General features: G+C 61.6%; 21 protein-coding genes. 6 read left to right on the forward strand and 15 right to left on the reverse strand.

From position 1 onward, the window contains the following. The first annotated feature begins 46 nt into the window (after positions 1-46). Both ACM6G4_RS08590 and ACM6G4_RS08595 read left to right on the forward strand, forming a co-directional pair. A complete protein-coding gene (locus tag ACM6G4_RS08590; protein ID WP_414913478.1) occupies positions 47-1,417 on the forward strand; it encodes a DUF2868 domain-containing protein in 1,371 nt (456 codons plus the stop codon). Continuing rightward, a complete protein-coding gene (locus tag ACM6G4_RS08595) occupies positions 1,410-2,786 on the forward strand; it encodes a GTPase/DUF3482 domain-containing protein (RefSeq protein ID WP_414913479.1) in 1,377 nt (458 codons plus the stop codon). Before ACM6G4_RS08590 ends, ACM6G4_RS08595 begins: the two co-directional genes overlap by 8 nt. 12 nt (positions 2,787-2,798) lie before the next feature. Here the strand turns inward: ACM6G4_RS08595 and ACM6G4_RS08600 are convergent, their stop codons facing one another. From ACM6G4_RS08600 to ACM6G4_RS08635, 8 genes are all read right to left on the reverse strand, one after another. Beyond that, positions 2,799-3,329, reverse strand: coding sequence for a hypothetical protein (locus ACM6G4_RS08600; protein ID WP_409078167.1), 531 nt, complete (start codon positions 3,327-3,329; stop codon positions 2,799-2,801). A 108-nt stretch (positions 3,330-3,437) separates the two neighbouring features. Next, positions 3,438-4,001, reverse strand: a complete 564-nt coding sequence (locus ACM6G4_RS08605) for a phosphonate degradation HD-domain oxygenase (RefSeq protein ID WP_414913480.1) — start codon at positions 3,999-4,001, stop codon at positions 3,438-3,440. Beyond that, the gene (locus ACM6G4_RS08610) at positions 4,001-5,134 is read right to left on the reverse strand and encodes a TIGR03364 family FAD-dependent oxidoreductase (protein ID WP_414913481.1); all 1,134 of its coding nucleotides are present in this window, start codon (positions 5,132-5,134) and stop codon (positions 4,001-4,003) included. Before ACM6G4_RS08610 ends, ACM6G4_RS08605 begins: the two co-directional genes overlap by 1 nt. Before the next feature lie 117 nt (positions 5,135-5,251). Beyond that, complete coding sequence (locus ACM6G4_RS08615; RefSeq protein ID WP_414913482.1) at positions 5,252-6,277, reverse strand: putative 2-aminoethylphosphonate ABC transporter substrate-binding protein; 1,026 nt, start codon at positions 6,275-6,277, stop codon at positions 5,252-5,254. Between the two features lie 38 nt (positions 6,278-6,315). Further along, complete coding sequence (locus ACM6G4_RS08620; protein ID WP_414913483.1) at positions 6,316-8,040, reverse strand: putative 2-aminoethylphosphonate ABC transporter permease subunit; 1,725 nt, start codon at positions 8,038-8,040, stop codon at positions 6,316-6,318. After that, on the reverse strand, positions 8,040-9,116 hold the full coding sequence (locus ACM6G4_RS08625; protein WP_414913484.1) for a putative 2-aminoethylphosphonate ABC transporter ATP-binding protein: 1,077 nt from the start codon (positions 9,114-9,116) through the stop codon (positions 8,040-8,042). The genes ACM6G4_RS08620 and ACM6G4_RS08625 overlap by 1 nt, the downstream gene beginning before the upstream one ends. Before the next feature lie 187 nt (positions 9,117-9,303). Beyond that, positions 9,304-10,167 (reverse strand): LysR family transcriptional regulator, encoded by an 864-nt coding sequence (locus ACM6G4_RS08630; RefSeq protein ID WP_414913485.1) that lies wholly within the window; start codon positions 10,165-10,167, stop codon positions 9,304-9,306. Positions 10,168-10,183: 16 nt separating this feature from the next. After that, the gene (locus tag ACM6G4_RS08635; protein ID WP_414913486.1) at positions 10,184-12,445 is read right to left on the reverse strand and encodes a heavy metal translocating P-type ATPase; all 2,262 of its coding nucleotides are present in this window, start codon (positions 12,443-12,445) and stop codon (positions 10,184-10,186) included. A 93-nt stretch (positions 12,446-12,538) separates the two neighbouring features. Between ACM6G4_RS08635 and cadR the strand changes: the two genes are divergently transcribed. Then, complete coding sequence (gene cadR, locus ACM6G4_RS08640) at positions 12,539-12,988, forward strand: Cd(II)/Pb(II)-responsive transcriptional regulator (protein WP_414913487.1); 450 nt, start codon at positions 12,539-12,541, stop codon at positions 12,986-12,988. Positions 12,989-13,144: 156 nt separating this feature from the next. On the opposite strand, the gene ACM6G4_RS08645 is transcribed toward cadR, so the two are convergent. From ACM6G4_RS08645 to ACM6G4_RS08655, 3 genes are all read right to left on the reverse strand, one after another. Beyond that, on the reverse strand, positions 13,145-14,116 hold the full coding sequence (locus ACM6G4_RS08645; RefSeq protein WP_414913488.1) for a thymidylate synthase: 972 nt from the start codon (positions 14,114-14,116) through the stop codon (positions 13,145-13,147). A gap of 49 nt (positions 14,117-14,165) precedes the next feature. Then, positions 14,166-14,972 carry a prolipoprotein diacylglyceryl transferase gene (gene lgt, locus ACM6G4_RS08650; RefSeq protein ID WP_056726446.1) on the reverse strand — a complete coding sequence of 269 codons (807 nt, stop codon included), beginning with the start codon at positions 14,970-14,972 and terminating at the stop codon, positions 14,166-14,168. Between the two features lie 97 nt (positions 14,973-15,069). Then, positions 15,070-15,852 (reverse strand): sulfite exporter TauE/SafE family protein, encoded by a 783-nt coding sequence (locus ACM6G4_RS08655; RefSeq protein WP_414913629.1) that lies wholly within the window; start codon positions 15,850-15,852, stop codon positions 15,070-15,072. Between the two features lie 134 nt (positions 15,853-15,986). Between ACM6G4_RS08655 and ACM6G4_RS08660 the strand changes: the two genes are divergently transcribed. After that, positions 15,987-16,733, forward strand: a complete 747-nt coding sequence (locus ACM6G4_RS08660; RefSeq protein WP_414913489.1) for an NRDE family protein — start codon at positions 15,987-15,989, stop codon at positions 16,731-16,733. Positions 16,734-16,908: 175 nt separating this feature from the next. Here ACM6G4_RS08660 and ptsP read toward each other — a convergent pair whose 3' ends face one another. Both ptsP and ACM6G4_RS08670 read right to left on the reverse strand, forming a co-directional pair. Further along, positions 16,909-19,188 (reverse strand): phosphoenolpyruvate--protein phosphotransferase, encoded by a 2,280-nt coding sequence (gene ptsP, locus ACM6G4_RS08665; RefSeq protein ID WP_056726443.1) that lies wholly within the window; start codon positions 19,186-19,188, stop codon positions 16,909-16,911. Positions 19,189-19,210: 22 nt separating this feature from the next. Next, complete coding sequence (locus tag ACM6G4_RS08670; RefSeq protein WP_003229203.1) at positions 19,211-19,690, reverse strand: RNA pyrophosphohydrolase; 480 nt, start codon at positions 19,688-19,690, stop codon at positions 19,211-19,213. Between the two features lie 143 nt (positions 19,691-19,833). Between ACM6G4_RS08670 and ACM6G4_RS08675 the strand changes: the two genes are divergently transcribed. Continuing rightward, the gene (locus ACM6G4_RS08675; RefSeq protein ID WP_056726442.1) at positions 19,834-20,490 is read left to right on the forward strand and encodes an HAD family hydrolase; all 657 of its coding nucleotides are present in this window, start codon (positions 19,834-19,836) and stop codon (positions 20,488-20,490) included. Positions 20,491-20,578: 88 nt separating this feature from the next. Here ACM6G4_RS08675 and ACM6G4_RS08680 read toward each other — a convergent pair whose 3' ends face one another. Both ACM6G4_RS08680 and ilvA read right to left on the reverse strand, forming a co-directional pair. Further along, positions 20,579-21,004 carry a DUF2269 domain-containing protein gene (locus ACM6G4_RS08680; protein WP_414913490.1) on the reverse strand — a complete coding sequence of 142 codons (426 nt, stop codon included), beginning with the start codon at positions 21,002-21,004 and terminating at the stop codon, positions 20,579-20,581. A gap of 40 nt (positions 21,005-21,044) precedes the next feature. Continuing rightward, positions 21,045-22,559, reverse strand: a complete 1,515-nt coding sequence (gene ilvA, locus ACM6G4_RS08685) for a threonine ammonia-lyase, biosynthetic (RefSeq protein WP_008048261.1) — start codon at positions 22,557-22,559, stop codon at positions 21,045-21,047. A gap of 145 nt (positions 22,560-22,704) precedes the next feature. On the opposite strand from ilvA, the gene rpiA reads away from it, so the two are divergent. Then, positions 22,705-23,379 (forward strand): ribose-5-phosphate isomerase RpiA, encoded by a 675-nt coding sequence (gene rpiA / locus ACM6G4_RS08690; protein ID WP_046039153.1) that lies wholly within the window; start codon positions 22,705-22,707, stop codon positions 23,377-23,379. Positions 23,380-23,487: the final 108 nt, after the last annotated feature.

A 23,487-nucleotide genomic window follows, 5' to 3' on the forward strand; every position in this document is an offset into this window, starting at 1 on the left:
GCCACAGCGGTTATGCTCACTGCTCAATTAAGCGACGGGATGCCGCGTGACTGAACTCAATACCCTCTGGCTGACAGAAACCATCCGCCTGCGCGAAGAGTACGCCGGCCCTCTGGAAGACCTTGAAGCCAACCGACTGGCCCGCAGCACCGGCGGCGATTTACCGTTGCGCATTCAACGCCGGGCCCTGTGGCTGGCTGAACGCGATGGCCTGGTTACGGCCCTCAAACACTGGCTGCAAGGCGCGCGACTGGCGCTGATCGTCATGGCGGTGCTGGCGGTGATCAGCGGGGCCGGCCTGGCCTTTGCCGCCATGGGCGACGGCCTGCACCCGGTGAATGTGTTCTGGGCCTTGGGCAGCTTGCTCGGACTCAATCTGATCCTGCTGCTGAGCTGGGCCTTGGGCCTGGTGTTTGCCGGTGAACACGGCGCCAGCCTCGGACGCCTGTGGCTGTGGCTAAGCGAAAAACTCGCCCGGGACGCCAAAGCCGCACAACTGGCGCCGGCTCTGCTGCTGTTGCTGCAACGGCAGAAACTCAACCGCTGGGCAATCGGTGTGCTGGTCAACAGCTTGTGGTTGCTGGCGATGCTCAGCGCGCTGGTGATCCTGCTGGCGTTGATGGCGACCCGGCGCTACGGCTTCGTCTGGGAAACCACCATCCTCGGCGCCGATACTTTTATTGCCGTGACCCAGGCCCTCGGCGCGCTGCCGGCCCTGCTCGGCTTCAGCGTGCCCACCGAGGAGATGATCCGCGCCAGTGGCGACGCCGCCCTCAACATCGAAAGCGCCCGCCAGGCCTGGGCCGCGTGGCTGGTGGGCGTTCTGCTGGTCTACGGCGTTTTGCCGCGCCTGCTGCTCGCGCTGTTTTGCCTGTGGCGCTGGAAATCCGGGCAGGCGGCGCTGCGCCTGGATTTGAACCTGCCTGGTTACGCACAACTGCGCGAACGCTTGATGCCCACCAGTGAGCGCCTCGGCGTCAGCGATGCGGCACCGGCCCAACTGCATCGCGTGGAAAGCGGCGTCAGTGAACAACAAAGTGATGGTGCTCTATTGGTCGCCATCGAACTGGACGACGACCGCCCGTGGCCACCGCAATTGCCGAAAACCGTCAGCAACGCCGGCATCCTCGACAGCCGCGAATCGAGACACAAACTCCTCGAACAACTGAGTCGCTTTCCCCCCGCGCGCCTGGCCATTGCGTGCGATCCACGGCGTTCGCCGGATCGCGGCAGCCTGGCCTTGATTGCCGAACTGGCGCGCAGTGCCAGCGCCACCCGCGTGTGGTTGTTGCAGGCACCACCCGGAGAAGTACTGGACGCTGAACGCCTGGGCGACTGGCACGTGGCGCTGCAACAGCTTGAGCTGCCGTTTGCCGATTGTGCACCGATGAACTGGCTGGAGACGGGTCATGACTGATACCTGGAAGCAGCCGCTGAAACTCGCCGTGGTCGGCCACACCAACGTCGGCAAAACCTCGTTGCTGCGTACCCTGACCCGCGACGTCGGCTTCGGTGAAGTGTCCCATCGCCCCAGCACCACGCGGCACGTCGAAGGTGCACGGTTGTCGGTGGACGGCGAGCCCTTGCTCGACCTCTACGACACTCCCGGTCTGGAAGACGCCATCGCCCTGCTCGACTACCTCGAACGCCTGGAGCGGCCTGGCGAACGCCTCGACGGCCCGGCGCGGCTGGCTCGTTTCCTCGATGGCAGCGAAGCCCGGCAACGCTTCGAACAGGAAGCCAAGGTGCTGCGCCAGTTGCTGGCGTCGGACGCCGGGCTCTATGTGATCGACGCCCGGGAGCCGGTGTTGGCCAAGTATCGCGACGAACTGGAAGTGCTGGCCAGTTGTGGCAAACCCTTGCTGCCGGTGCTGAACTTCGTCAGCAGCGCCAACCACCGCGAGCCGGCATGGCGTGAAGCACTGGCGCGGCTTGGCTTGCATGCCTTGGTGCGCTTTGACAGCGTCGCGCCGCCGGAGGATGGCGAGCGTCGACTCTATGAAAGTCTCGCCCTGTTGCTGGAATCCGCCCGGCCGCAGCTCGAACGCCTGATCGCCGATCAGCAAGCCCAGCGTCTGGCTCGCCAGCAAAGTGCGGCGCGGTTGATTGCCGAATTATTGATCGATTGCGCGGCCTGCCGACGCGGTGTGGTCAGTGAGGCCGAGCAGGAACAACAGGCGATCAGCGAACTACGCAAAGCCGTACGCCAGCGCGAGCAGCGTTGCGTCGAGGCCCTGCTCAAGCTCTACGCCTTCCGCCCACAGGATGCCGCCGCCAGTGATTTGCCGCTGCTCGACGGCCGTTGGGGCGACGACTTGTTCAATCCGGAAACCCTGAAACAATTGGGCGTGCGAGTCGGTGGCGGAATCGCAGCCGGCGCGGCCGCCGGGGCCGGGGTTGATCTGCTGGTGGGTGGCATCACCCTGGGCGCGGCGGCACTCGCCGGGGCCATCGCTGGCGGCGCCCTGCAAACCGCGCGCAGTTACGGCAGCCGTTTGCTCGGTAAAATCAAGGGCCAGCGTGAATTGACGGTGGATGACAACGTGCTGCGCCTGTTGGCCTTGCGCCAACGGCAATTGCTGCAAGCGCTCAATGCCCGGGGGCATGCGGCGATGGACAGCATCCAAGTGGCCACCCCCCAGGACAAGAGCTGGCGCGAAGGCAAGCTGCCCGAAGCGTTGAACAAGGCCCGGGCGCACCCGCAGTGGTCGTCGCTCAACCCTCATCCAAAATTGAATCAGGCGGAGCGGCAGGAACAGATTGAGGTTTTGGCGCAGCGACTTTAATGCGCTTTATCGTCAACGCCATTTGAATTTCAGGTATGTAGTGCTCAGCAACGAAACCAGTTTCTGGTCCACCGCATCCTGATCACCGTCGTTATCCATGTCGAAATGGATCAACCAATCCAGTTCGCCGTCATTGTTGGTGTCGTAGGCCGAAGCGGTGTAGGCGATGGTTTCATCCTGCGGTTTACCGACGCCGTCATGAAAGTGCAGGCGTACGGTGTCTGGCGAACCATCCTTGGCAAAGTCTTCGACGAATATCTTCAGATAGCGTGCCCAGATGTTCCCGCAATTGAACCAGTTGAGCCGTAAAAAGGCGTCCGCAAACGACTTGAGCAAACGCTCGTCCTTGGTGTTTTCCTTGCCGTCGTTGTTTACATCGCCAGCCTGGAAATCGACCTTGCCATCGGCGGTGATATCCAGCGCGTAAGCCTTGTGGATGAGCTTGTCTTCGCCGCCGTGGGTTTCCTCGAAAAAATGCAGGAGTACGGTATCGGCCCGGCCGTTCGCGCTCCGGTCCTGCGCGGTGACTTTCAAATAACGCATAGGGATAGCTCTCTTCAATTTGGGGCCGATCAAGCTATCCCGTCTCGCTGAATCACTCTGCGCGAATGGTCTCCTTTTCCCGTAGGGAGTTTCATCTGCACTGGTCGTTTAAGCCGCCTGAGGCAAAAGGGCCAAAGCCTTGCGCTTCAGAATGTCGAGATCCAGAAGCGGTACGTTCGTCTCCTTGGCCAGCTCATCCCACTGGCGCATGCGCAAACTCACCGCGCACAACGGGTCTTTTTCGAACGCCTGCGCCTCGGCCTCCGTCATCACCCCGCCCTGGTACTGCAGGGTTCGGCGACTGGCTTCACTCAGACGCTCGTAGTACCCCGGCTCTTTCAGCGTCAGATAACGCTTGGCCTGCACGTGGTATTCGACCAGACGCGCCATGCGCTCGCTGAAACCGGCGCGGCGCAGATAATCCGCACCCAGACGCTCATGACTGACCACGCCTAAGCCGCCCATGTTCTCCGCGCTTTCAGCGCAGATATGCCCGATGTCGTGAAAGAACGCCGCCAGAATCACTTCATCATCGAAGTCTTCGGCAATGGCCAGCTCAGCGGCCTGGGACATGTGCTCGATCTGCGACACCGGTTCACCGATGTAATCGCTGTCACCAAAACGCTCGTACAGACTGAATACTTCGGCGACGACTTGTTCATTGCGCGCCATCAGATTTCCCCCAACACAGCTGCGATGTTTCGTTCAGCCATCGCTGGCCCGACACTCATGCCGACACCGGTATGCATCAACGCCACGCTCAGGCCTTTTGCCGGGCGCAGAAACGAGAACGGTCCCGGTCCCCGTGAACCATAGACCCCCTGCCAGCGCTCGACCACTTGTACCTTGCAGCCCAGGGTCTGCTCGGCCAGCTCGATCATCCAGTCGTCAATCTGCTCGGCATTGAAGGGTGACGGATCGCTGCCGTAATGGTGCGAATCACCAATGATCAATTCACCATAGGGCGTCGGGCTGATCAGCAGGTGGATACCGTTTTCGTGCAGATGCGGCGCGTACCGCAGAATTTCTGCCTGTACCGCCCCGGCCTCCGGCAAGTCGGCGAAGGCGCCGTAGTGCACGCAACTCAAACCGGTGAGCAGCGCGTGTTGCAGGTTGAGGTTGATTTGCGGGCGCGCGCGAAGCATTTGCAGGCGACAGATTTGCGGCTCGAGTTCGGCGATCTGTTCGGCCAGCAGCGTCTGATAATCGTGGCCGGAGCAGACGATGATCTGCTCGGCACTGAAGCTGCCGGCGGTGCTGTGCAGGCGACCCGGCTCGATATCGCGCACCAGGGTAGAGAAGTGAAACTTGACGCCCAGGTCGCGACGCAGGAAGTCGATCAGCGCCGGAATCGCTTCGCGGGAATACAGCTGCTGATCGTCCATACCATGCAAGGCCGCGCGGTGATGGCGGAACTGACCGCCGTACAAATCGCGTAGCGCGGCGCCGCGCAGCAGGTGGACGCGGTAACCGTGTTCGACGGCGCGGCCGTCGCAGAAAGCTTCCAGCAACTGCTCTTCCGCCTCGTTGCGGGCGAACAGGTACGAGCCATTGCGCTTGAGTTGCAGGCCGGCGAGCTGCGCCCAGTCGCCCCAGATTCCGCGACTGGCGCGGGCCAGTTCCAGCATTGGTCCTGGCGGTTGGCCGGTGACCAGTGCCTGGCCGAAGTTGCGCACCGAAGCGCCAACAGGCGTTTCGCTGCGCTCGAAAACCCTGACCTTCAGACCGCGTTTGGCGGCGGCATACGCGTGGGACAAACCCAGGATGCCGGCGCCGACGATCAGCATGTCGTTGTGTTGTGTCATGGAGTCTTGTCCTGAATGTGAAACCGTCTTCGCGAGCAAGCCCGCTCCCACAGGGGAATGCGTTCCAATGTGGGAGCGGGCTTGCTCGCGAAGAGGCCCTGTCAGCCGATAAAGACCTTACTTGGCCGCCACTTTCTCTGACTTGCCGTCATAGCGCTTGCGCCATTCGGTCAGGATCTCGTCGCGGTTCTTCGAAGCCCAGGCGAAGTCGTTCTTGATCAGGCGCTGTTCGTAGTCAGCCGGCAGTTCGGTCTGCGGCTTGGCGATGCCAGGCTGGGCGAGCACGGCGAAGTTTTCCTTGTAGAGCTCCATCGCCTCTGGACTGGCGGAGAAGTCAGCCAGTTTCTTCGCCGCTTCTTCGTGGGCAGTACCCTTGATCACCGCAGTCGCTTCGATCTCCCAACCCAGGCCTTCCTTCGGCAGGATGATGTCCAGCGGTGCGCCCTGGCGTTTCAGCTGAACGGCCGGGTATTCAAAGGAAATACCGATCGGGAATTCGCCAGCCGCCGCCAGTTTGCAAGGCTTGGAACCGGAGTGAACGTACTGGCCGATGTTCTGGTGCAGGCCGTCCATGTAGGCCCAACCCTGCTTCTCGCCGAAGGTTTGCAGCCAGGCGCTGACGTCGAGGAAACCGGTGCCGGACGAGGCAGGGTTCGGCATGACGATCTTGCCTTTGTACTCAGGCTTGGTCAGGTCCTGCCAGCTCACGGGTTTGCTCAGGCCCTGCTTCTCGGCTTCGACGGTGTTGAAGCAAATGGTCGCGGCCCAGACGTCCATGCCGACCCAGGCTGGTGGGTTGGCCGCGTCGCGGTAGTTGGCGCCGATCTTGCCCAGGTCTTTCGGTGCATAGCTTTGCAGCATGCCTTGCTGATCAAGGATCGCCAGGCTGGAAGCTGCCAGGCCCCACACGGCGTCAGCCTGCGGACGGGCTTTTTCGGCCAGCAGTTTGGCAGTGATGATGCCGGTGGAATCACGCACCCATTTGATTTCGACGTCCGGGTTGGCCTTTTCGAAAGCTTCTTTGTAGGTCTTCAGTTGTTCGGCTTCGAGGGCGGTGTACACCGTCAACTCGGTTTTCGCCGCAAAGGCGTTCAGGCTGAAAGCGGTGAGGACAGCAGCGGCCAGGGCCATAGGCTTGAACATGATCTTTTCCTGTTTTTGAGTTGAGGGGTTGTGCAGATTCAATGACCGGGCGCCGTCTGCCGCCAGGCTTGGGAGCGGCGCAGCAAACCGCGCGAGGCCCAGGCCAGCAGCAGAGACACGCCCGCCGAGGTAATCAGGATCAGCGTCGACATCGCTGCCGCACCGCCGACGTTGCCGGCGTCGTCCATGTTCAGTACCGCCACCGCCGCGAGGATGGTGTCGGGGCTGTAGAGGAAGATCGCCGCCGAAACGGTGGTCATGGCCGAGACGAACAGGTAGCGCACGATGTCCAGTAGTGCCGGCAGGCAGATAGGCACGGTGACCCGCAGGTAATGGCGATACAGCGGCGCCTTGAGCGACAGCGCGGCGGCTTCGAACTCGGCGTCGAGCTGACGCAGCGCGGTGGTGGCGGTCATTTGTGCGGTGGTCAAATAGTGAGCAATGGTGCAGACGATCAGCAGGGTCATGGTCCCGTACAGCACATGCAGCGGGTTGCCAGTGAGATTGAAGAAGAAGACGTAACCCAGCCCAAGCACCAGTCCCGGTACCGCCATCGGGACGAAACTGAGCATGCGCAAGCTCAGGTTCAGGCCGCGCTGGCCCTTGGTTTTTTCCATCAGGTAGGCGCCGGTGAAAATCAGCAGGCTGCCGATCAACGCCGTGCCCAGGGCCATCTTCAGGCTGTTGCCGTAGGCCAGCCAGCCACCGCCGGCGGTTTCGTTGAACTGATAGTGGTTGAGCGACAGCGACAGGTTGTACGGCCAGAACTTCACCAAGGACGAGAACACCGCCATGCCGAACACCAGCAGCAACGCGGCGCAGATCAGCAGGACGATGACCAGGTAGCAGCTGTCGCGCAGCTTCGACGGCAAAGGCTTGAACACTTGGGCGCGACCGCTCATGGAGTCGCCATGGCGCCGACGCAACCAGGCATCGACCCCGAAACTGAAGAGCGCCGGCAGCAACAGCACCATGCCGATCAACGCCCCGCGACCAAACTGTTGCTGGCCGACCACCGCCTTGTAGGCTTCCAGCGCCAGCACTTGATAGTCGCCACCGACCACCACGGGCACGCCGAAATCGGTGATGGTCAGGGTGAACACCAGGCAGAACGCAGCGAACACAGCCTGTCGGGTCGCCGGCCAGGTGATGCTGCGGAAGGCTTTGGCCGGGCTGGCTCCCATGCTGGAGGCAGCATCGAACAGTCGCGCATCGGCCAGGGACAGGGCCGACAGCAGAATCATCAAGGCGTGTGGGAAGGTGTAGATGACTTCGCCGAGCACAATGCCCCAGAAGCCGTAGATGTTGTCCGAAAGCAGGCCACGCAACATGCCCTGGTTGCCGAACAGGTAAACCAGCGCAATCCCCGGCAGCATCGACGGAGCCATCAATGGCAACAGCGAAATACCGCGCCAGATGCCTTTGGCCGGAATCAAGGTGCGTTGCAGGGCGTAGGCAAACAGGTAGGCCAGCGGTACGACAATGGCCGCGACGCTGAGGGAAACCTTCAGGCTGTTACCGAGCAACCAATGGAAGTTCTCGCTGCTCACCAGCTCTTTCGCTGCGACCCAGCCACCACCCTGCCCGGCTTCGGCGCTGAAACCGCGCCAGAAGATCGCCAGCAACGGCATCAATACGGCAACGCCCAACAACACCAGCATGAGGACTTTGCCACCGACCACGAACAACCGGTCACCAACCTCGGCGCGGGTGGTTTGCCGAACCTGCTTGTGCGGCAGCGGCAGGGCGATGTTCGCGCTCATCAGGCAAATACCTGCAGGCTGCGCGGCGGCAAGGCGACCATGATCTGCTGGGCGCCCAGGCGCGGCATGGCTTCCGGTGCCAGTTCAGCCAGCAAGGCGTGGCCCGGCAAATGATCGAGTTCAAAGCTCATGCGGCAGCGGTTGCCGAGGAAGGTGATCTCGCGAACCTTGGCCGGGAACAGGTTTTCCTCGTGCACCAGCGGGTTGACGTTGATCGCTTCCGGACGGCAGAACAAGCGGCCCGACGCGGTCTTGGCGCTGCCATCGGCCAGACGCATGTTCATCCCGCCGACCTGGGCGTGGCTGTCGCCGCTGCGCTGGAAGGGTAGCCAATTACCCTGGCCGACGAACTCCGCAACAAACGGCGTGGCCGGGCGGTTGTAGATTTCCTGCGGCGTGGCGTACTGCTCGACCTTGCCGTTGTTCATCACGGCGATGCGGTCGGCCATCAGCATGGCCTCGTCCTGATTGTGGGTGACCATCAAGGTGGTGATGCCAAGGTTGCGTTGCAGTTGGCGCAACTCGGTACACAGATTCTCGCGCACCCGGGCATCGAGGGCCGACATCGGCTCGTCCAGCAGCAACAGCGAAGGTGCCGGGGCCAGGGCGCGAGCCAGGGCAACCCGCTGCTGCTGGCCGCCGGACAATTGACCGGGATACTTTTTCTCGCTGCCACTCAGGCCAACCAGTTCCAGCATCTGGCCGACACGACGGCGCACCTCGTCGCGACCGCTGCCGGCGAGGCCGTAGGCAATGTTCGCTTCGACGGTGAGATTGGGAAACAACGCGTAGGACTGGAACAGAATGCCGTAGTCCCGCGCCTGGGGCGCCAGGTGGGAAACGTCACGATCACCGAGGTACAACTCGCCGCTGTCCTGCTTTTCCAGACCGGCGATGCAACGCAGCAACGTGGTCTTTCCGCAACCCGACGGGCCCAGCAAGCACACCAGTTCGCCAGCCGCCACGTCGAGGGACACGTTATCCAACGCGGTGAAGGCGCCAAAACGCTTCTGTACGCCGCGCACTTTCATCGGTGCACCGGGGTTGGTCAGGGCAGTTGCAATCGAGTTGTTCATGGACGGACCTCATCTGGCAGATGGGGGCCATCCTAGAGTTGTAATGAGTCCGTCATGTGGCAGTAAGGCAAAAACTGCCGATAGTGGTATTCAAGGATTTTGGTTGGAAAAAAGATCGCAGCCTTCGGCAGCTCCTACACAGAACACATTCCCCTGTAGGAGCTGCCGAAGGCTGCGATCTTTTAATTCAAGCCGGAGCCATTTCCTGCGCCAACCCCAGAAACGCCGCCGGCAGCCGCGCGTTTTTGCGCTCCTTGAGGCAATACAGGTATTCGGGTATCTGCGGTGCGTTCTCGATGGTCAGCACTCGCAGCTGCGGATCATGGGGCACTTCCTGTCGGGCAATGATGCTGATACCGATGTTGCGCAGCACCGCTTCGCGAATCGATTCGCGGCTGCCGATCTCCAGCAGCGGGCCGAAACACACGCCAGCGCTGAGCAGCAACTCTTCGGTCAAACGACGGGTGGTCGAGCCCGGTTCGCGCATCAGCAAGGTGTGCCCGGCCAAGGCGCCGAGCGGCACGTGATCGTGAACCGCCAGCGGATGATTGCGATGCACCGCCAGCACCAGCGGATCGCTACCGAGCACCCGGCGAACCAGTCGCGCGTCGTCAAGCAACTGCGACGAGGCCGCGACATCGACCCGGTAATCCTCCAGCGCTTCAAGCACCTGTTGGGAGTTGCCGATTTCCACCGAAACCTCAACCTGCGGCAGGCGTTCGCGGAAGGTTTTCACCAGGTCGAGAATGTAATACGGCGCCGTGGCGGCTATGCGCAACGTGCCCTGGACCTGACCGCAGTTACGCAGGAAAAACTCGATGTCGGCTTCCTGCTGCATCAGCTCCTTGACCATCGGCAGCAGCCGCGCGCCCTCCTCGCTGACGCTGAGACGCCGGCCGCCACGGTAGAACAGCTCGACCGAATACTGACTTTCGAGGTTGCGGATCTGCGTCGTCACCGTCGGCTGGCTCAGGCCGAGCTTTTTGGCAGCCTGGGTAATGCTGCCCAGGCGGGCCACCATATAAAACGCCTTCAGCTCGGCACTCAGCACACCCGCCCCTCATCCTTTACTTGCGCAGCAGGCGCAAACCGTTGAACACAACCAGCAGACTCACGCCCATGTCGGCGAACACCGCCATCCACATGGTAGCGACCCCGGCGAAGGTTACCCCAAGAAAGATCGCCTTGATCACCAAAGCCAGGGCGATGTTCTGTTTGAGGATGGTCGAGGTCTGCCGAGACAGTCGAATGAACGCCGGGATTTTGCGCAGATCGTCGTCCATCAGGGCGACATCGGCGGTTTCTATTGCGGTATCGGTACCCGCGGCGGCCATGGCGAAGCCGATTTCGGAACGCGCCAGGGCCGGGGCGTCGTTGATGCCATCGCCGACCATGCCGACCCGATGCCCTTGGGCGTAAAGCTCCTCGACAGCCTGCAATTTGTCGCCTGGCAACAGGTCGCCCCGGGCTTCGTCGATGCCGACTTGCACGGCAATGGCTTGCGCGGTGTGGACGTTATCGCCGGTGAGCATCAGGGTCTTGATGCCCAGGTCATGCAACTGCCGGATAGCCTCGCGGCTTGACTCCTTTACCGTGTCCGCCACGGCAAACAGCGCCAACGGGCCGGACGAATCGAGCAGCAACACCACCGACTTTCCCTGTTTTTCCAGGGCAAACAGCTTTTCCTCCAGCGCCGGCGAACACAGGCCCAGATCTTCCACCAGTCGATGATTGCCCAAATGGTAGAGCTGGCCGTTGATCTCGCCGCGCACCCCGCGCCCGCCAAGCGCTTCGAAGTTATCCACAATCAGCATCGCGGTCTGGTTATCCACAGCCGCTTTGGCGATGGCCAGGGAGACCGGGTGATCCGAGCGCCCGGCCAGCGCGGCGGCAATGGCGGGCGCCGAGTCGTCGGCGGTCGGGTCCAGCGACAGGTAATCGGTCTGCACCGGTTTGCCGTGAGTGATGGTACCGGTCTTGTCCAGGGCCAGGTAATCGAGCTTGTAACCGCCCTCCAGATAGACGCCGCCCTTGACCAGAATGCCTTTGCGCGCCGCCGCCGCGAGGCCGCTGACGATGGTCACCGGCGTGGAAATCACCAGCGCACAGGGGCAGGCCACCACCAGCAGCACCAACGCCCGGTAGATCCAGTCGAACCACAACTCGCCCATGAACAATGGCGGGATCACCGCCACGGCCAGAGCCAGGACAAACACCGCCGGGGTGTAGATTTTCGAGAAACTGTCGACGAAACGCTGGGTCGGCGCCCGCGCCCCTTGGGCCTGCTCGACGGCGTGGATGATGCGGGCCAGGGTCGAGTTATCCGCCACGGCGGTCACCGCGTACTCCAGCGAACCTGCCTGATTGATGGTCCCGGCGAACACTTTGTCGCCGACGGTTTTTTCCACCGGCAGGCTTTCACCGGTGATTGGCGCCTGGTCGATGGTCGAGCGACCGGACAGCACTTCACCGTCCAGGCCGATACGCTCACCGGGGCGCACCCGTACCCGCGCGCCAAGCCCGATGTTTTCGACATCCTGCTCAAGCCAGCTCCCGTCAGCCTGCAACACCGTTGCCGTGTCCGGGGTCATTTGCATCAAACCGCTGATGGCATTGCGCGCACGGTCGAGGGATTTGGCTTCGATCAACTCGGCCACGGTGAACAGGAACATCACCATCGCCGCTTCCGGCCACTGGCCGATCAGCACCGCGCCGGTCACGGCAATGCTCATCAGGGCGTTGATGTTCAGGTTGCGGTTTTTAAGGGCAATCCAGCCTTTTTTGTATGTACCAAGGCCACCGCTGAGGATCGAGACCAGCGCTATAACCGCCACCACCCAGTTCGGCGCGAAGCCGGTGAAGTGGATAACTTCTGCCAGCAATGCACCAACACCGGATAGCGCCAAGGGCCACCACGGCTTTTTCCCAGGCGCCGGCGTCGGGGCTTCAGCACCCTGTTCCAGCGGTTCGGCCTGCATGCCCAAGGACTTGATGGCCTCGACGATCGGCTCGACTCCAGGAAAATCGTGGGTCACGCCGAGCACCCGATTAATCAGATTGAACTCCAACTGGTGCACGCCGGTCAGTTTGCTTAGCTTATTCTGGATCAGCGTCTGTTCGGTTGGACAGTCCATCGCCTCGATGCGAAAACGGCTCAGTCGGGCCCCGGGCGTCGGCAATTCGCTCAGTTTTACCAGCGCAGGCGCTGCCGCTTTAGATGAACAACAGGCGTCGCCATGACCGCCGTGGTCATGTTTTTTCACGGGTTTGAGCTTGTGGCTGTGCTCGTGTCCAGCCTCGGGTTTGTGGGAATGCAGGGAATCGCTCATTGGTTGCGTCCATAAGAGTGCCTGTTGCCAAGTAAAGACCCTGTAGCCACTATAGGGTCAAGCACCCATTCCGGAGTTTTGGAGATTGGCGTCATGAAAATTGGAGAATTGGCGAAACTCACGGACTGCGCCGTGGAAACGATCCGCTACTACGAGCGCGAGAGCCTTCTGCCGGAACCGGCCCGCAGTGACGGCAATTATCGCGTCTATACCCAGGCCCACGCCGAGCGCCTGACATTCATCCGCAACTGTCGCACCCTCGACATGACACTTGAAGAAATCCGCAGCCTGCTGGCGTTTCGCGACAGTCCGCAGGATCAGTGTGAAAGCGTTAATGCGCTGATCGACGAGCACATCCACCACGTCAAGGCGCGGATCGACGGCTTGCTGGCCTTGCAGACACAGCTGCTCGACCTGCGCCAACGCTGCGGCGAGGGGCCGAAGATTGACCAATGCGGGATTTTGCAGCGCCTGGAAGTGAGCGGCGGGGTGGCGGCGACGGAGGTGGAGCATTCTCATGTTGGCCGTAGTCACGGCCACTAAGCACACCGCAAAACCCAATGTGGGAGCGGCGGTGCGACGATTCGACTTGCTCGCGAAGGGGCCGTGTCAGTTGATATAGATTTCACTGACAGACCGCTTTCGCGAGCAAGTCGAATCGTCGCACCGCCGCTCCCACATTGGGTTCGATGGTGCGCTTCAGACCGCCATCGGCGCGGTCATCGGCGCGTGGTGTTCATAACCTTCCAGCGAAAAATCGCTCGGCTCCACCAGCTCCAGCCATTCCGGCTGATACACGCCAGTCTTGGCAAACTCCGGCACACGCTCGGAAATCACTAGTTTCGGCATCGGGAACGGCTCGCGCTTGAGCTGTTCGTTGAGCATGTCCAGGTGGTTTTCGTAGACGTGGGCATCACCGATGAAATAGGTGAACCAACGCGGCGTGTAGCCGGTCAGGCGACCGATCAGGCTCAACAGCGCAGCACCTTCGGTGAGGTTGAACGGCGTGCCCAGGCCCAGGTCGTTGGAGCGGATGTAGAGGGTCAGGGAAATCTCCCTGGTCTCGACATTCGGGTGGAACTGGTACAGCAGGTGGCACGGTGGCAAGGCCATTTCATCGAGCTGGGCGCAGTTCCAGCCATGGAACAGGATGCGGCGGCTGCCCGGGTCCTTGATGATGGTGTCGACGCACTGGCGAACCTGATCGATGGCCTTGTAGAGCACCACATAGGCCTGGCCGTCTTCTTCGCCTTCGGCAATCTGGCGATAGCCTTGCTTCAGGGTCTGCTCGATGGCAGCCGGGTTGCTGACCGGGATCTGCTTGTACGCAGGCCATTTGCGCCATTGCACGCCATAGATTTCGCCGAGGTCGTCTTCGCCCTGACGGAACGGGTTGGCCAGCCACTGGGCGTTTTCGTTGGCGTTCTGGTCCCAGACCTTGCAGCCCAGGGCGCGGAATTCGGCAGCGTTGTTCACGCCACGCAGGAATCCGCACATTTCGCCGATGGCCGACTTGAACGCCATCTTGCGCGTGGTAATCGCCGGGAAACCTTCCTGCAGGTCATAACGCAGCATCGCACCGGGAAAGCTGATGGTGTTCACGCCGGTACGGTTGGCCTGTTTGGTGCCGTTCTTGATGACGTGGGCGACCAGTTCGAGATATTGCTTCATGAATTACCTGTGTCCTTGAACCCGGGACCGTAGCCCCGGGGTTCGAATTTTATACGGCTGCCGCTGGAGTTGCCGGGGCGCGGTGATACGCCAGCCAGATCAGGAACAGCCCGCCGACGATCATCGGCACGCACAGTACCTGGCCCATGGTCAGCCAGTTCCAGGCCAGATAGCCCAACTGGGCGTCCGGTACGCGGACGAACTCGACGATGAAACGGAAGATGCCATAGAACAGCGCGAACATCCCCGATACCGCCATGGTCGGCCGTGGCTTGCGCGAGAACAGCCAGAGAATCAGGAACAGTGCCACGCCTTCGAGGGCGAACTGGTACAGCTGCGACGGATGACGCGCCAGTTGCGCCGGATCGGTCGGAAAGACCATCGCCCATGGCACATCGGTCGCCTTGCCCCACAACTCGGCGTTGATGAAGTTGCCGATACGCCCGGCGCCCAGGCCAATCGGCACCATCGGCGCAACGAAATCCATCAGTTGGAAGAACGACTTGTTGTTCTTCTTGCCGAACCACAATGCCGCCAGCATCACGCCGATGAAACCGCCGTGGAACGACATGCCGCCCTTCCACACTTCGAAAATCAGCATCGGGTTGGCCAGGTAAGCGCTCAGATCGTAGAACAGCACATAACCCAGACGTCCGCCGACGATCACCCCCATCGACATCCAGAACACCATGTCGGAGAGTTTCTCCTTGGTCCAGGTCGGGTCGAAGCGGTTCAGGCGGCGGGACGCCAGCAGCCAGGCGCCACCAATGCCGATCAGGTACATCAAGCCGTACCAGTGGATTTTCAGCGGACCGATGGCCAGGGCCACCGGGTCGATCTGCGGGTAAGGCAGCATTGCGACTCCTCGTTAGAGTTCAAATCTTAAAAATTCCCGGGCGACGCTGCCACCTCAGGATTAAGCCAGGATTGCGCTGCCCGTCAGAGCAGATGCTTCAGACTAGAAAGTTCAGGCCGACGCAGAACAGCAAAGCGGCAAACAGCCGTTTCAGCAACTTCGGCGACAACCTGTGGGCCAATCGCGCGCCCAAGCGGGCGAACACCATGCTGGTCAGGGCAATGCCCAGCAACGCCGGCAAATAGATAAAACCGAGACTATGGGCCGGGAGCAACGGATCGTGCCAGCCCAGAATCATGAAACTTAGTGCACTGGCCAGGGCAATCGGCAGACCGCAGGCCGATGAAGTGGCCACCGCTTGCTGCATCGGCACGCTGCGCCAGGTCAGGAATGGTACGGTCAACGAACCGCCGCCAATGCCGAAAATCGCCGAAGCCCAGCCAATCACGCTGCCGGCCACGGTCAGACCGAGTTTGCCCGGCACGGTTCGGCTGGCCTGGGGTTTGATCTCCAGCGCCAGCTGAGCGGCGATCACCAGGGCGAATACACCAATGAGCTTCTGCAGGTTGGGGCCGGAAATCGCTTCGGCCGTCAGCGCGCCGAACCCGGCTCCGAGCAGAATACCGACGGTCATCCACATGAAGATCGGCCAACGCACGGCGCCACGGCGATGATGCTCGCGTACCGCGTTTACCGAGGTAAAGATGATCGTCGCCAGGGACGTACCCACTGCCAGGTGCGTGAGGATCGACGGATCGAACCCTTGGGCCTTGAAGCTGAACACCAGCACCGGGACTATGATAATCCCGCCACCCACGCCAAACAGCCCGGCGAGTACACCTGCACAGGCGCCGAGCGCCAGATAGAGCAGAAATTCCATGGTCGTCCCGCCCGCATCCCCAAAACCGGAGCGGCATGGTAACGGATGCATGGCCTCAAGCTCCACTGCGCAAGGCGATGGATCGATGAGCGATGTCTGCGTAGAGTGAGCAAAAAACACACAAGGACAGCCTGATGTGCCTGATTGTTTTTGCCTGGCGCCCGGGTCATGCCCAGCCGCTGGTCGTGGCGGCCAATCGCGATGAATTCTACGCCCGCCCCAGCCTGCCCCTGGCGCCATGGCCCGAAGCGCCGCACGTGCATGCGGGGCGCGACCTCGAGGCCGGTGGCACCTGGCTCGGTATCGGTGCCAACGGACGCTTTGCGGCGCTGACCAACATCCGCGATCCCCATCGGCCACCGGGGCGCAAGTCTCGTGGGGAGCTGGTCGCGCGATTTCTCAATGGCGACTGCTCGATTGATGACTATTTGGCCGACGTTGTCCGACGTTCGCTTGAATATGGCGGTTTCAATCTACTGGTTGGCAACAGGAACGAGCTCTGGCACTTCAACGCCCGGGAAACGCAAGCCGTGATGCTGCAACCGGGAGTCTACGGCGTGTCGAACGCCGGGCTGGATACGCCGTGGCCGAAGTTGCTCAAGGCCAAGGCTGCATTGAGCGAGGTGCTGGATGATCCGCAGCCGCAGGCGCTGCTGGCGTTATTGAGCGATGCGCAGACCGCGCCGTTTGCCGAGTTGCCGGATACCGGTGTCGGGCTGGCCACCGAGACGCTGCTGTCGAGCGTGTTCATTGCCAGCCAGAGCTATGGAACGCGGGCGAGTACGGCGTTGATTGTGCAGGCGGATGGAGCGCTGCATATGGTCGAAAGGAGTTTCGGGCCGTTTGGTGGGCATCTTGGAGAAGTGGAACTCAAAATTTGATCTGACGTGGCCCTGTGGCGAGGGTGCTTGTCGGATCGCCGCACCGTCCCGCTCGGCTGCGAAGCAGTCGCAATCCAGCTACCACAGTTTTTCTGAAAAACCGCATTAGCCGGAGTTAGGAGCGCTTCGCACTCCAGCGGGAGCAAGCTCCCTCGCCACAGGGGCCGTCAGCGTTTTAGAGGGGCTTGATTGCTGCCGGATTGATCATCCGCGCCAACCCGAGATTCTTCAGCGCCAGCTGCAACGAGCTGTGAATCACTTGCGGGTTGTCGATGGTCATCAGCTCTGCCAGCAGCTCCTTGGCCTTGCTCAGGTTGATCTGGCGCAGCATCCACTTCACTTTCGGCAAGTTGGTGGCGTTCATCGACAAACTGTCGAACCCCATCGCCATCAACAGCACCGCCGCCGCCGGATCACCGGCCATTTCACCGCAGATACTCACTGGCTTGCCTTCGGCGTGGGCATCACGCACCACATTCTGCAGCGCCTGCAGCACCGCCGGGTGCAGGTAATCGTAGAGGTCGGCCACCCGCGGGTTGTTGCGGTCCACGGCCAACAGGTACTGGGTCAGGTCGTTGGAGCCGACCGACAGGAAGTCCACTTGCCGCGCCAGTTCCTTGGTCTGGTACACCGCCGCCGGAATCTCGATCATGACGCCAATCGGCGGCATCGGTACGTCGCAGCCCTCGTCACGCACTTCACCCCAGGCACGGTGGATCAGGTGCAGGGCTTCCTCCAGCTCGTGGGTGCCGGAAATCATCGGCAGCAGGATGCGCAGGTTGTTCAGGCCCTCACTGGCCTTGAGCATGGCGCGGGTCTGCACCAGGAAAATTTCCGGGTGATCAAGGGTGACGCGAATGCCGCGCCAGCCGAGGAAGGGGTTGTCTTCCTTGATCGGGAAGTACGACAGCGATTTGTCGCCGCCGATGTCCAGGGTTCGCATGGTCACCGGTTGCGGGTGGAACGCGGACAGCTGTTCGCGGTAGATCGCCAGTTGTTCCTTTTCGCTCGGGAAACGCTGGTTGATCATGAACGGCACTTCGGTGCGGTACAGACCCACGCCTTCGGCACCGCGCTTCTGCGCGCGCGCCACATCCGCCAGCAGGCCGGTGTTGACCCACAGCGGCATGCGGTGGCCATCGACTGTCACGCACGGCAGGTCGCGCAGCGCATCCAGCCCCAGGGCCAGTTGTTTCTCTTCCTCGACCACCTCGGCGAACTGCTTGCGCAGCACTTCACTCGGGTTGGTGTAGACCTCGCCGTGGTAGCCGTCGACGATCATCTGGATGCCGTCGACCTTGGAGTACGGCAGGTCGACCAGGCCCATCACGGTCGGAATGCCCATGGCGCGGGCGAGGATGGCGACGTGGGAGTTACCGGAACCGAGCACCGACACCAGGCCGGCCAGCTTGCCTTCCGGCACCTCGCCGAGCATCGCCGGCGTCAGTTCTTCGCTGACCAGAATAGTGTTGTCGGGGTAGACCAGGGTTTGCTGGCGCTCTTCCTGCAAATAAGCCAGCAAGCGCCGACCGAGGTCCTTGACGTCCGAGGCACGCTCGCGCAGGTAGGCGTCGTCCATTAATTCGAAACGATTGACGTGATCGGTGACCACCTGGCGCAACGCGCCCTGGGCCCACTGGCCGGTCTTGATCACGGTGGTGACTTCGCTGCCCAGCGCGGCATCGTCGAGCATCATCAGGTAGACGTCGAACAAGGCCCGTTCTTCGGGGCGCAGCTGGGTGGCGAGCTTGGCCGACAACGCGCGCATGTCGGCGCGTACGCCTTCGATGGCGGTCTTGAACAGCTTGAGCTCGGCGTCGATGTCAGAAATGGCCTTATCCGGCACCACGTCCAGATCGGCCGGGGGCAACATGACTACCGCCGTACCGACCGCGGCACCCGGCGAACCCGGCACGCCGACGAACTTGGCTTCCTGGATGCCCTTGCCCTGGCGACCGAGGCCACGGATCGAACCGGTGGCTTCGGCGTGGGCGATAACACCGGCGAGCTGCGCGCTCATGGTCACGAGGAAGGCTTCTTCACCCTCATCGAACTGGCGACGTTCTTTTTGCTGGATGACCAACACGCCGACGACGCGGCGGTGGTGAATGATCGGCGCACCGAGGAACGAGGCGTAGCGCTCTTCACCGGTTTCGGCGAAGTAGCGGTAGCGCGGGTGGTCCGCGGCGTTTTCGAGGTTCAGGGGTTCTTCACGCGTGCCGACCAGACCCACCAGACCTTCGTTGGGCGCCATGCTGACCTTGCCGATCGAGCGCTTGTTCAAGCCCTCGGTGGCCATCAGCACGAAGCGGTTGGTCTCCGGATCAAGCAGGTAGACCGAGCAGACCTGGCTGCCCATGGCCTCTTTGACGCGCAACACAATAATCCCCAACGCCGCCTTGAGATCCTTGGCGGAGTTAACTTCCTGGACGATCTTGCGCAGCGTATTGAGCATGGCTCGGGGTCGAACTCCGTCGTCAGTCGCGCGCTAAAAGGCGCGGGGCAAGCTCTTTGAGAGCGCGTCGATACACCTCGCGCTTGAATGTCACCACCTGGCCCAACGGATACCAATAGCTGACCCAGCGCCAGCCATCGAATTCCGGTTTACCGGTCAAATCCATCCGCACCCGCTGCTCGTTGGAGATCAGGCGCAGGAGAAACCATTTCTGTTTCTGGCCGATGCACAGCGGTTGGCTGTGGGTACGTACCAGACGTTGCGGCAAACGATAGCGCAACCAGCCCCGGGTGCAGGCGAGAATTTCAACATCTTCGCGTTCAAGGCCCACTTCTTCGTTCAGCTCGCGGTACAAGGCGTCTTCCGGCGTCTCTTCGGGGTTGATTCCCCCCTGCGGAAACTGCCAGGCATCTTGATTGATTCGGCGAGCCCATAGCACCTGGCCGGCGTCATTCGTCAGAATGATCCCGACATTGGGGCGAAAACCATCGGGGTCGATCACGGCAACAACCTCGCAAACGCATGTCGCCGCATTGTTCCACAAAGGTTGTGAAGGCGGCAACGAAGGTTCCTACCTTATGTGCACTCTTGTGAAAAGACCGTATTCTTGTCGCCTTTTTACTGACTTTTCAGCGGGTAACTGTAATGCGCCTGGCTTTATTCGATTTGGACAACACCCTTCTGGGCGGTGACAGCGATCACGCTTGGGGCGATTACCTGTGCGAGCGCGGCTTTCTAGACGCCGTCGCCTACAAGGCACGCAACGATGCGTTCTACCAGGATTACCTGGCCGGCAAACTGGATAACGCCGCTTACCTGAACTTCTGCCTGGAAGTCCTCGGCCGCACCGAAATGGCCACGCTGGCTCAATGGCACAGCGATTACATGCGCGACTGCATCGAACCGATCCTGCTGCCCAAAGCCATCGAGCTTTTGGCCAAGCACCGCGCGGCCGGCGACAAACTGGTGATCATCACTGCGACCAACCGCTTCGTCACCGGGCCGATTGCCGAGCGCCTGGGTGTCGAAACCCTGATCGCCACCGAATGCGAAATGGTCGACGGCCGCTACACCGGGCGCAGCACCGACGTGCCGTGCTTTCGCGAGGGCAAGGTGACGCGCTTGAATCGCTGGCTGGAGGAAACCGGGTTTACGCTGGAAGACAGCTACTTCTATAGCGACTCGATGAATGATTTTCCGTTGCTGGAGCAGGTGACTCATGCGGTGGCGGTTGATCCGGACCCGAATCTGCGGGCCGAGGCCGAGAAGCGGGGTTGGCCGGTGATTTCGTTGCGCGATTGATAAATCAAAAGATCGCAGCCTTCGGCAGCTCCTACAAGGTATCGCGCGCACACCTGTAGGAGCTGCCGAAGGCTGCGATCTTTTTGGGTCAAACAGGCTTGGCACCCATCAACCCGGCAATGGCCACAAGACAGACAAAACTGAACAACGCCAAGGCAAAGGTGAATTTCCCCACACCACCCGGTGTCTTGCGCAGCTTGTTCAGCCGCACCAGCAGCCAGAACCACGCCAGCGCCGCCACGGTGTACAGCACGCTCGACACCAGCAACCAGGCTTGCCCCAGCGGCCAGCCCACCAGGTGCACCATCCACCAGCCGGTAAACGGCATGCTCAGCAGCGCCAGGCCCATCAGCAGCCAGACAAATACCCTTGGCCGCTGCAAGGTTCGACTACCCGCCGTCGCGTCACCCTTGCGCCGCGCAAGCAAAACCCAGGCTCCCAGCCCCAGCGCACAAGCCAGCAGTACAACCGTTGCCACCATGTGCGCCGCTTTCAGGGCAGTTAACGTTTCCATTGTCAGATTTCCTTATTGCCTTGCCCGTCAGCGTAGCCGTTCAGCCAAGAAACAGCTGATAGGCCGGGTTGTCGCTTTCGTCCCAGTATGGGTAACCGATTTCTTCCAGCGCCGCCGGCACCAGGTGGCGCTCGTCGTGAGGCACTTGCAGGCCCGCGACGACACGGCCATCGGCCGCGCCATGGTTGCGGTAGTGGAACATCGAGATGTTCCAGCGCCCGCCAAGCTTGTTGAGGAAGTTGAACAGCGCGCCCGGACGCTCCGGGAATTCGAAACGCAGGATCACTTCATCGACCACATGCGCCGCACGGCCACCCACCATGTGGCGGATGTGCAGCTTGGCCAGTTCGTTGTCGGTCAGGTCCAGCACCGGGAAACCCTGCTCGCTCAGGCTGGCGATCAACGCGCTGCGCGGGTCGTTTTCCGGGTGGGTCTGCACGCCGACAAAGATGTGCGCTTCGCTGCCGGTGTTGTAGCGGTAGTTGAATTCGGTGATCTGACGCTTGCCGATGGCCTCGCAGAACGCCTTGAAGCTGCCCGGTTTCTCGGGAATGGTCACGGCGATGATTGCTTCGCGACCCTCACCCAGCTCCGCACGCTCGGCGACATGGCGCAGGCGATCGAAGTTAACGTTGGCCCCGGAGTCGATGGCCACGAAGGTCTGGCCGCTGACGCCGCGCTGCTCGACATACTTCTTGATCCCGGCCACGCCCAAGGCGCCGGCAGGTTCGGTGATCGAGCGGGTATCGTCGTAGATATCCTTGATCGCCGCGCAGATTTCGTCGGTGCTGACGGTGATCACTTCGTCGACATGGTCTTTGCAGATGTCAAAGGTGTGCTGACCAATCTGGGCCACCGCCACGCCGTCGGCGAAGAGGCCTACGGTCGGCAGTACCACACGCTCACCCGCCGCCATGGCGGCTTGCAGGCAATTGGAGTCATCCGGTTCGACGCCGATGACCTTGATGTCGGGGCGCAGGTACTTCACGTAAGCGGCGATGCCGGCGATCAGGCCGCCGCCGCCCACCGGGACGAAAATCGCATCCAGTGGCTGCGGATGCTGGCGCAGAATCTCCATCGCCACGGTGCCCTGCCCGGCAATGGTGTGGGGGTCGTCGTACGGGTGAATGTAGACGTAGCCTTTTTCGTCGACCAGTTTCAGCGAGTAGGCCAGGGCTTCCGGGAACGAATCGCCGTGCAGCACCACTTTGCCACCACGGGAGCGCACGCCTTCGACCTTGATCTCCGGGGTAGTCTTGGGCATGACGATGGTCGCTTTCACGCCCAACACCTTGGCCGCCAGGGCCAGGCCCTGGGCATGGTTGCCCGCCGACGCGGTGACCACGCCGCGAGCGCGTTCTTCGTCGCTCAACTGGGTCAACTTGTTGTAGGCGCCGCGAATCTTGAACGAGAACACCGGCTGCAAGTCTTCGCGCTTGAGCCAAATGCTGTTGCCCAGCCGCTCGGAGAGCTGGCGGGCAGTCTGCAGCGGGGTTTCTACGGCAACGTCATAAACGCGCGAGGTGAGGATCTTTTTGACGTACTGTTCAAGCATCGGAAAGCATCACTGAGCGGGTTGGGCAGGACCAAGGAGTCTAACCCGGCTTTCAACTGTACGACCATACGAATGCAGAGGTTTTAGCCCCGCTTAGGGCTATAATGCCGGCCTTTCGTCCCCTCCTCGGCACCCCGGAGCCCGCATGAACCAGGATCAACTCAAACAGGCAGTGGCTCAGGCCGCCGTCGACTTCATCCTTCCGAAACTCGACGACAAGAGCATCGTCGGGGTCGGCACCGGCTCCACCGCCAATTGCTTTATCGACGCGCTGGCCAAGCACAAGGGCGCATTCGACGGCGCTGTCGCCAGCTCCGAAGCCACCGCCGCACGCCTCAAGGGCCACGGGATTCCGGTGTACGAACTGAACACCGTCAGCGACCTGGAGTTCTATGTCGACGGCGCTGATGAAAGCGACGAGCACCTGAACCTGATCAAGGGCGGCGGCGCGGCCCTGACCCGCGAGAAGATTGTCGCGGCCGTGGCCAAGACCTTCATCTGCATCGCCGACGCCAGCAAGCTGGTGCCGGTCCTCGGTACTTTCCCGCTGCCGGTGGAAGTGATCCCGATGGCCCGCAGCCACGTGGCCCGCGAACTGGTGAAGCTCGGTGGCGACCCGGTTTACCGTGAAGGCGTGCTGACCGACAACGGCAACATCATCCTCGACGTGTTCAACATGCAGATCACCAATCCGGTGGAACTGGAAACGCAGATCAATGCGATCGTCGGCGTGGTCACCAACGGTTTGTTCGCGGCACGTCCGGCGGATCTGTTGTTGCTGGGTACGAGCGAAGGCGTGAAGACACTGCGCGCCGAGTAAGCCAGTTTGCCCACCTGTTTGCGGGCAGACGAAATACCTGTGGGAGCGGCGGTGCGGCGATCCGACTTGCTCGCGAAGGGGTCGTGTCAGTCGATAGAGATGTCAACT

Source organism: Pseudomonas sp. IT-P258 (genome assembly GCF_949767825.1).
Taxonomy (GTDB): domain Bacteria; phylum Pseudomonadota; class Gammaproteobacteria; order Pseudomonadales; family Pseudomonadaceae; genus Aquipseudomonas; species Aquipseudomonas monachiensis.

Coding starts and splice junctions, on each gene's coding strand:
- ACM6G4_RS08625 (WP_414913484.1), bottom strand. CDS start 9,116: ATGAACAACTCGATTGCAACTGCCCTGACCAACCCCGGTGCACCGATG.
- cadR (WP_414913487.1), top strand. CDS start 12,539: ATGAAAATTGGAGAATTGGCGAAACTCACGGACTGCGCCGTGGAAACG.
- rpiA (WP_046039153.1), top strand. CDS start 22,705: ATGAACCAGGATCAACTCAAACAGGCAGTGGCTCAGGCCGCCGTCGAC.
- lgt (WP_056726446.1), bottom strand. CDS start 14,972: ATGCTGCCTTACCCGCAGATCGACCCGGTGGCCCTGGCCATCGGTCCG.
- ptsP (WP_056726443.1), bottom strand. CDS start 19,188: ATGCTCAATACGCTGCGCAAGATCGTCCAGGAAGTTAACTCCGCCAAG.
- ilvA (WP_008048261.1), bottom strand. CDS start 22,559: ATGCTTGAACAGTACGTCAAAAAGATCCTCACCTCGCGCGTTTATGAC.
- ACM6G4_RS08675 (WP_056726442.1), top strand. CDS start 19,834: ATGCGCCTGGCTTTATTCGATTTGGACAACACCCTTCTGGGCGGTGAC.
- ACM6G4_RS08600 (WP_409078167.1), bottom strand. CDS start 3,329: ATGCGTTATTTGAAAGTCACCGCGCAGGACCGGAGCGCGAACGGCCGG.
- ACM6G4_RS08615 (WP_414913482.1), bottom strand. CDS start 6,277: ATGTTCAAGCCTATGGCCCTGGCCGCTGCTGTCCTCACCGCTTTCAGC.
- ACM6G4_RS08655 (WP_414913629.1), bottom strand. CDS start 15,852: ATGGAATTTCTGCTCTATCTGGCGCTCGGCGCCTGTGCAGGTGTACTC.
- ACM6G4_RS08610 (WP_414913481.1), bottom strand. CDS start 5,134: ATGACACAACACAACGACATGCTGATCGTCGGCGCCGGCATCCTGGGT.
- ACM6G4_RS08620 (WP_414913483.1), bottom strand. CDS start 8,040: ATGAGCGCGAACATCGCCCTGCCGCTGCCGCACAAGCAGGTTCGGCAA.
- ACM6G4_RS08595 (WP_414913479.1), top strand. CDS start 1,410: ATGACTGATACCTGGAAGCAGCCGCTGAAACTCGCCGTGGTCGGCCAC.
- ACM6G4_RS08680 (WP_414913490.1), bottom strand. CDS start 21,004: ATGGAAACGTTAACTGCCCTGAAAGCGGCGCACATGGTGGCAACGGTT.
- ACM6G4_RS08645 (WP_414913488.1), bottom strand. CDS start 14,116: ATGAAGCAATATCTCGAACTGGTCGCCCACGTCATCAAGAACGGCACC.
- ACM6G4_RS08605 (WP_414913480.1), bottom strand. CDS start 4,001: ATGGCGCGCAATGAACAAGTCGTCGCCGAAGTATTCAGTCTGTACGAG.
- ACM6G4_RS08660 (WP_414913489.1), top strand. CDS start 15,987: ATGTGCCTGATTGTTTTTGCCTGGCGCCCGGGTCATGCCCAGCCGCTG.
- ACM6G4_RS08635 (WP_414913486.1), bottom strand. CDS start 12,445: ATGAGCGATTCCCTGCATTCCCACAAACCCGAGGCTGGACACGAGCAC.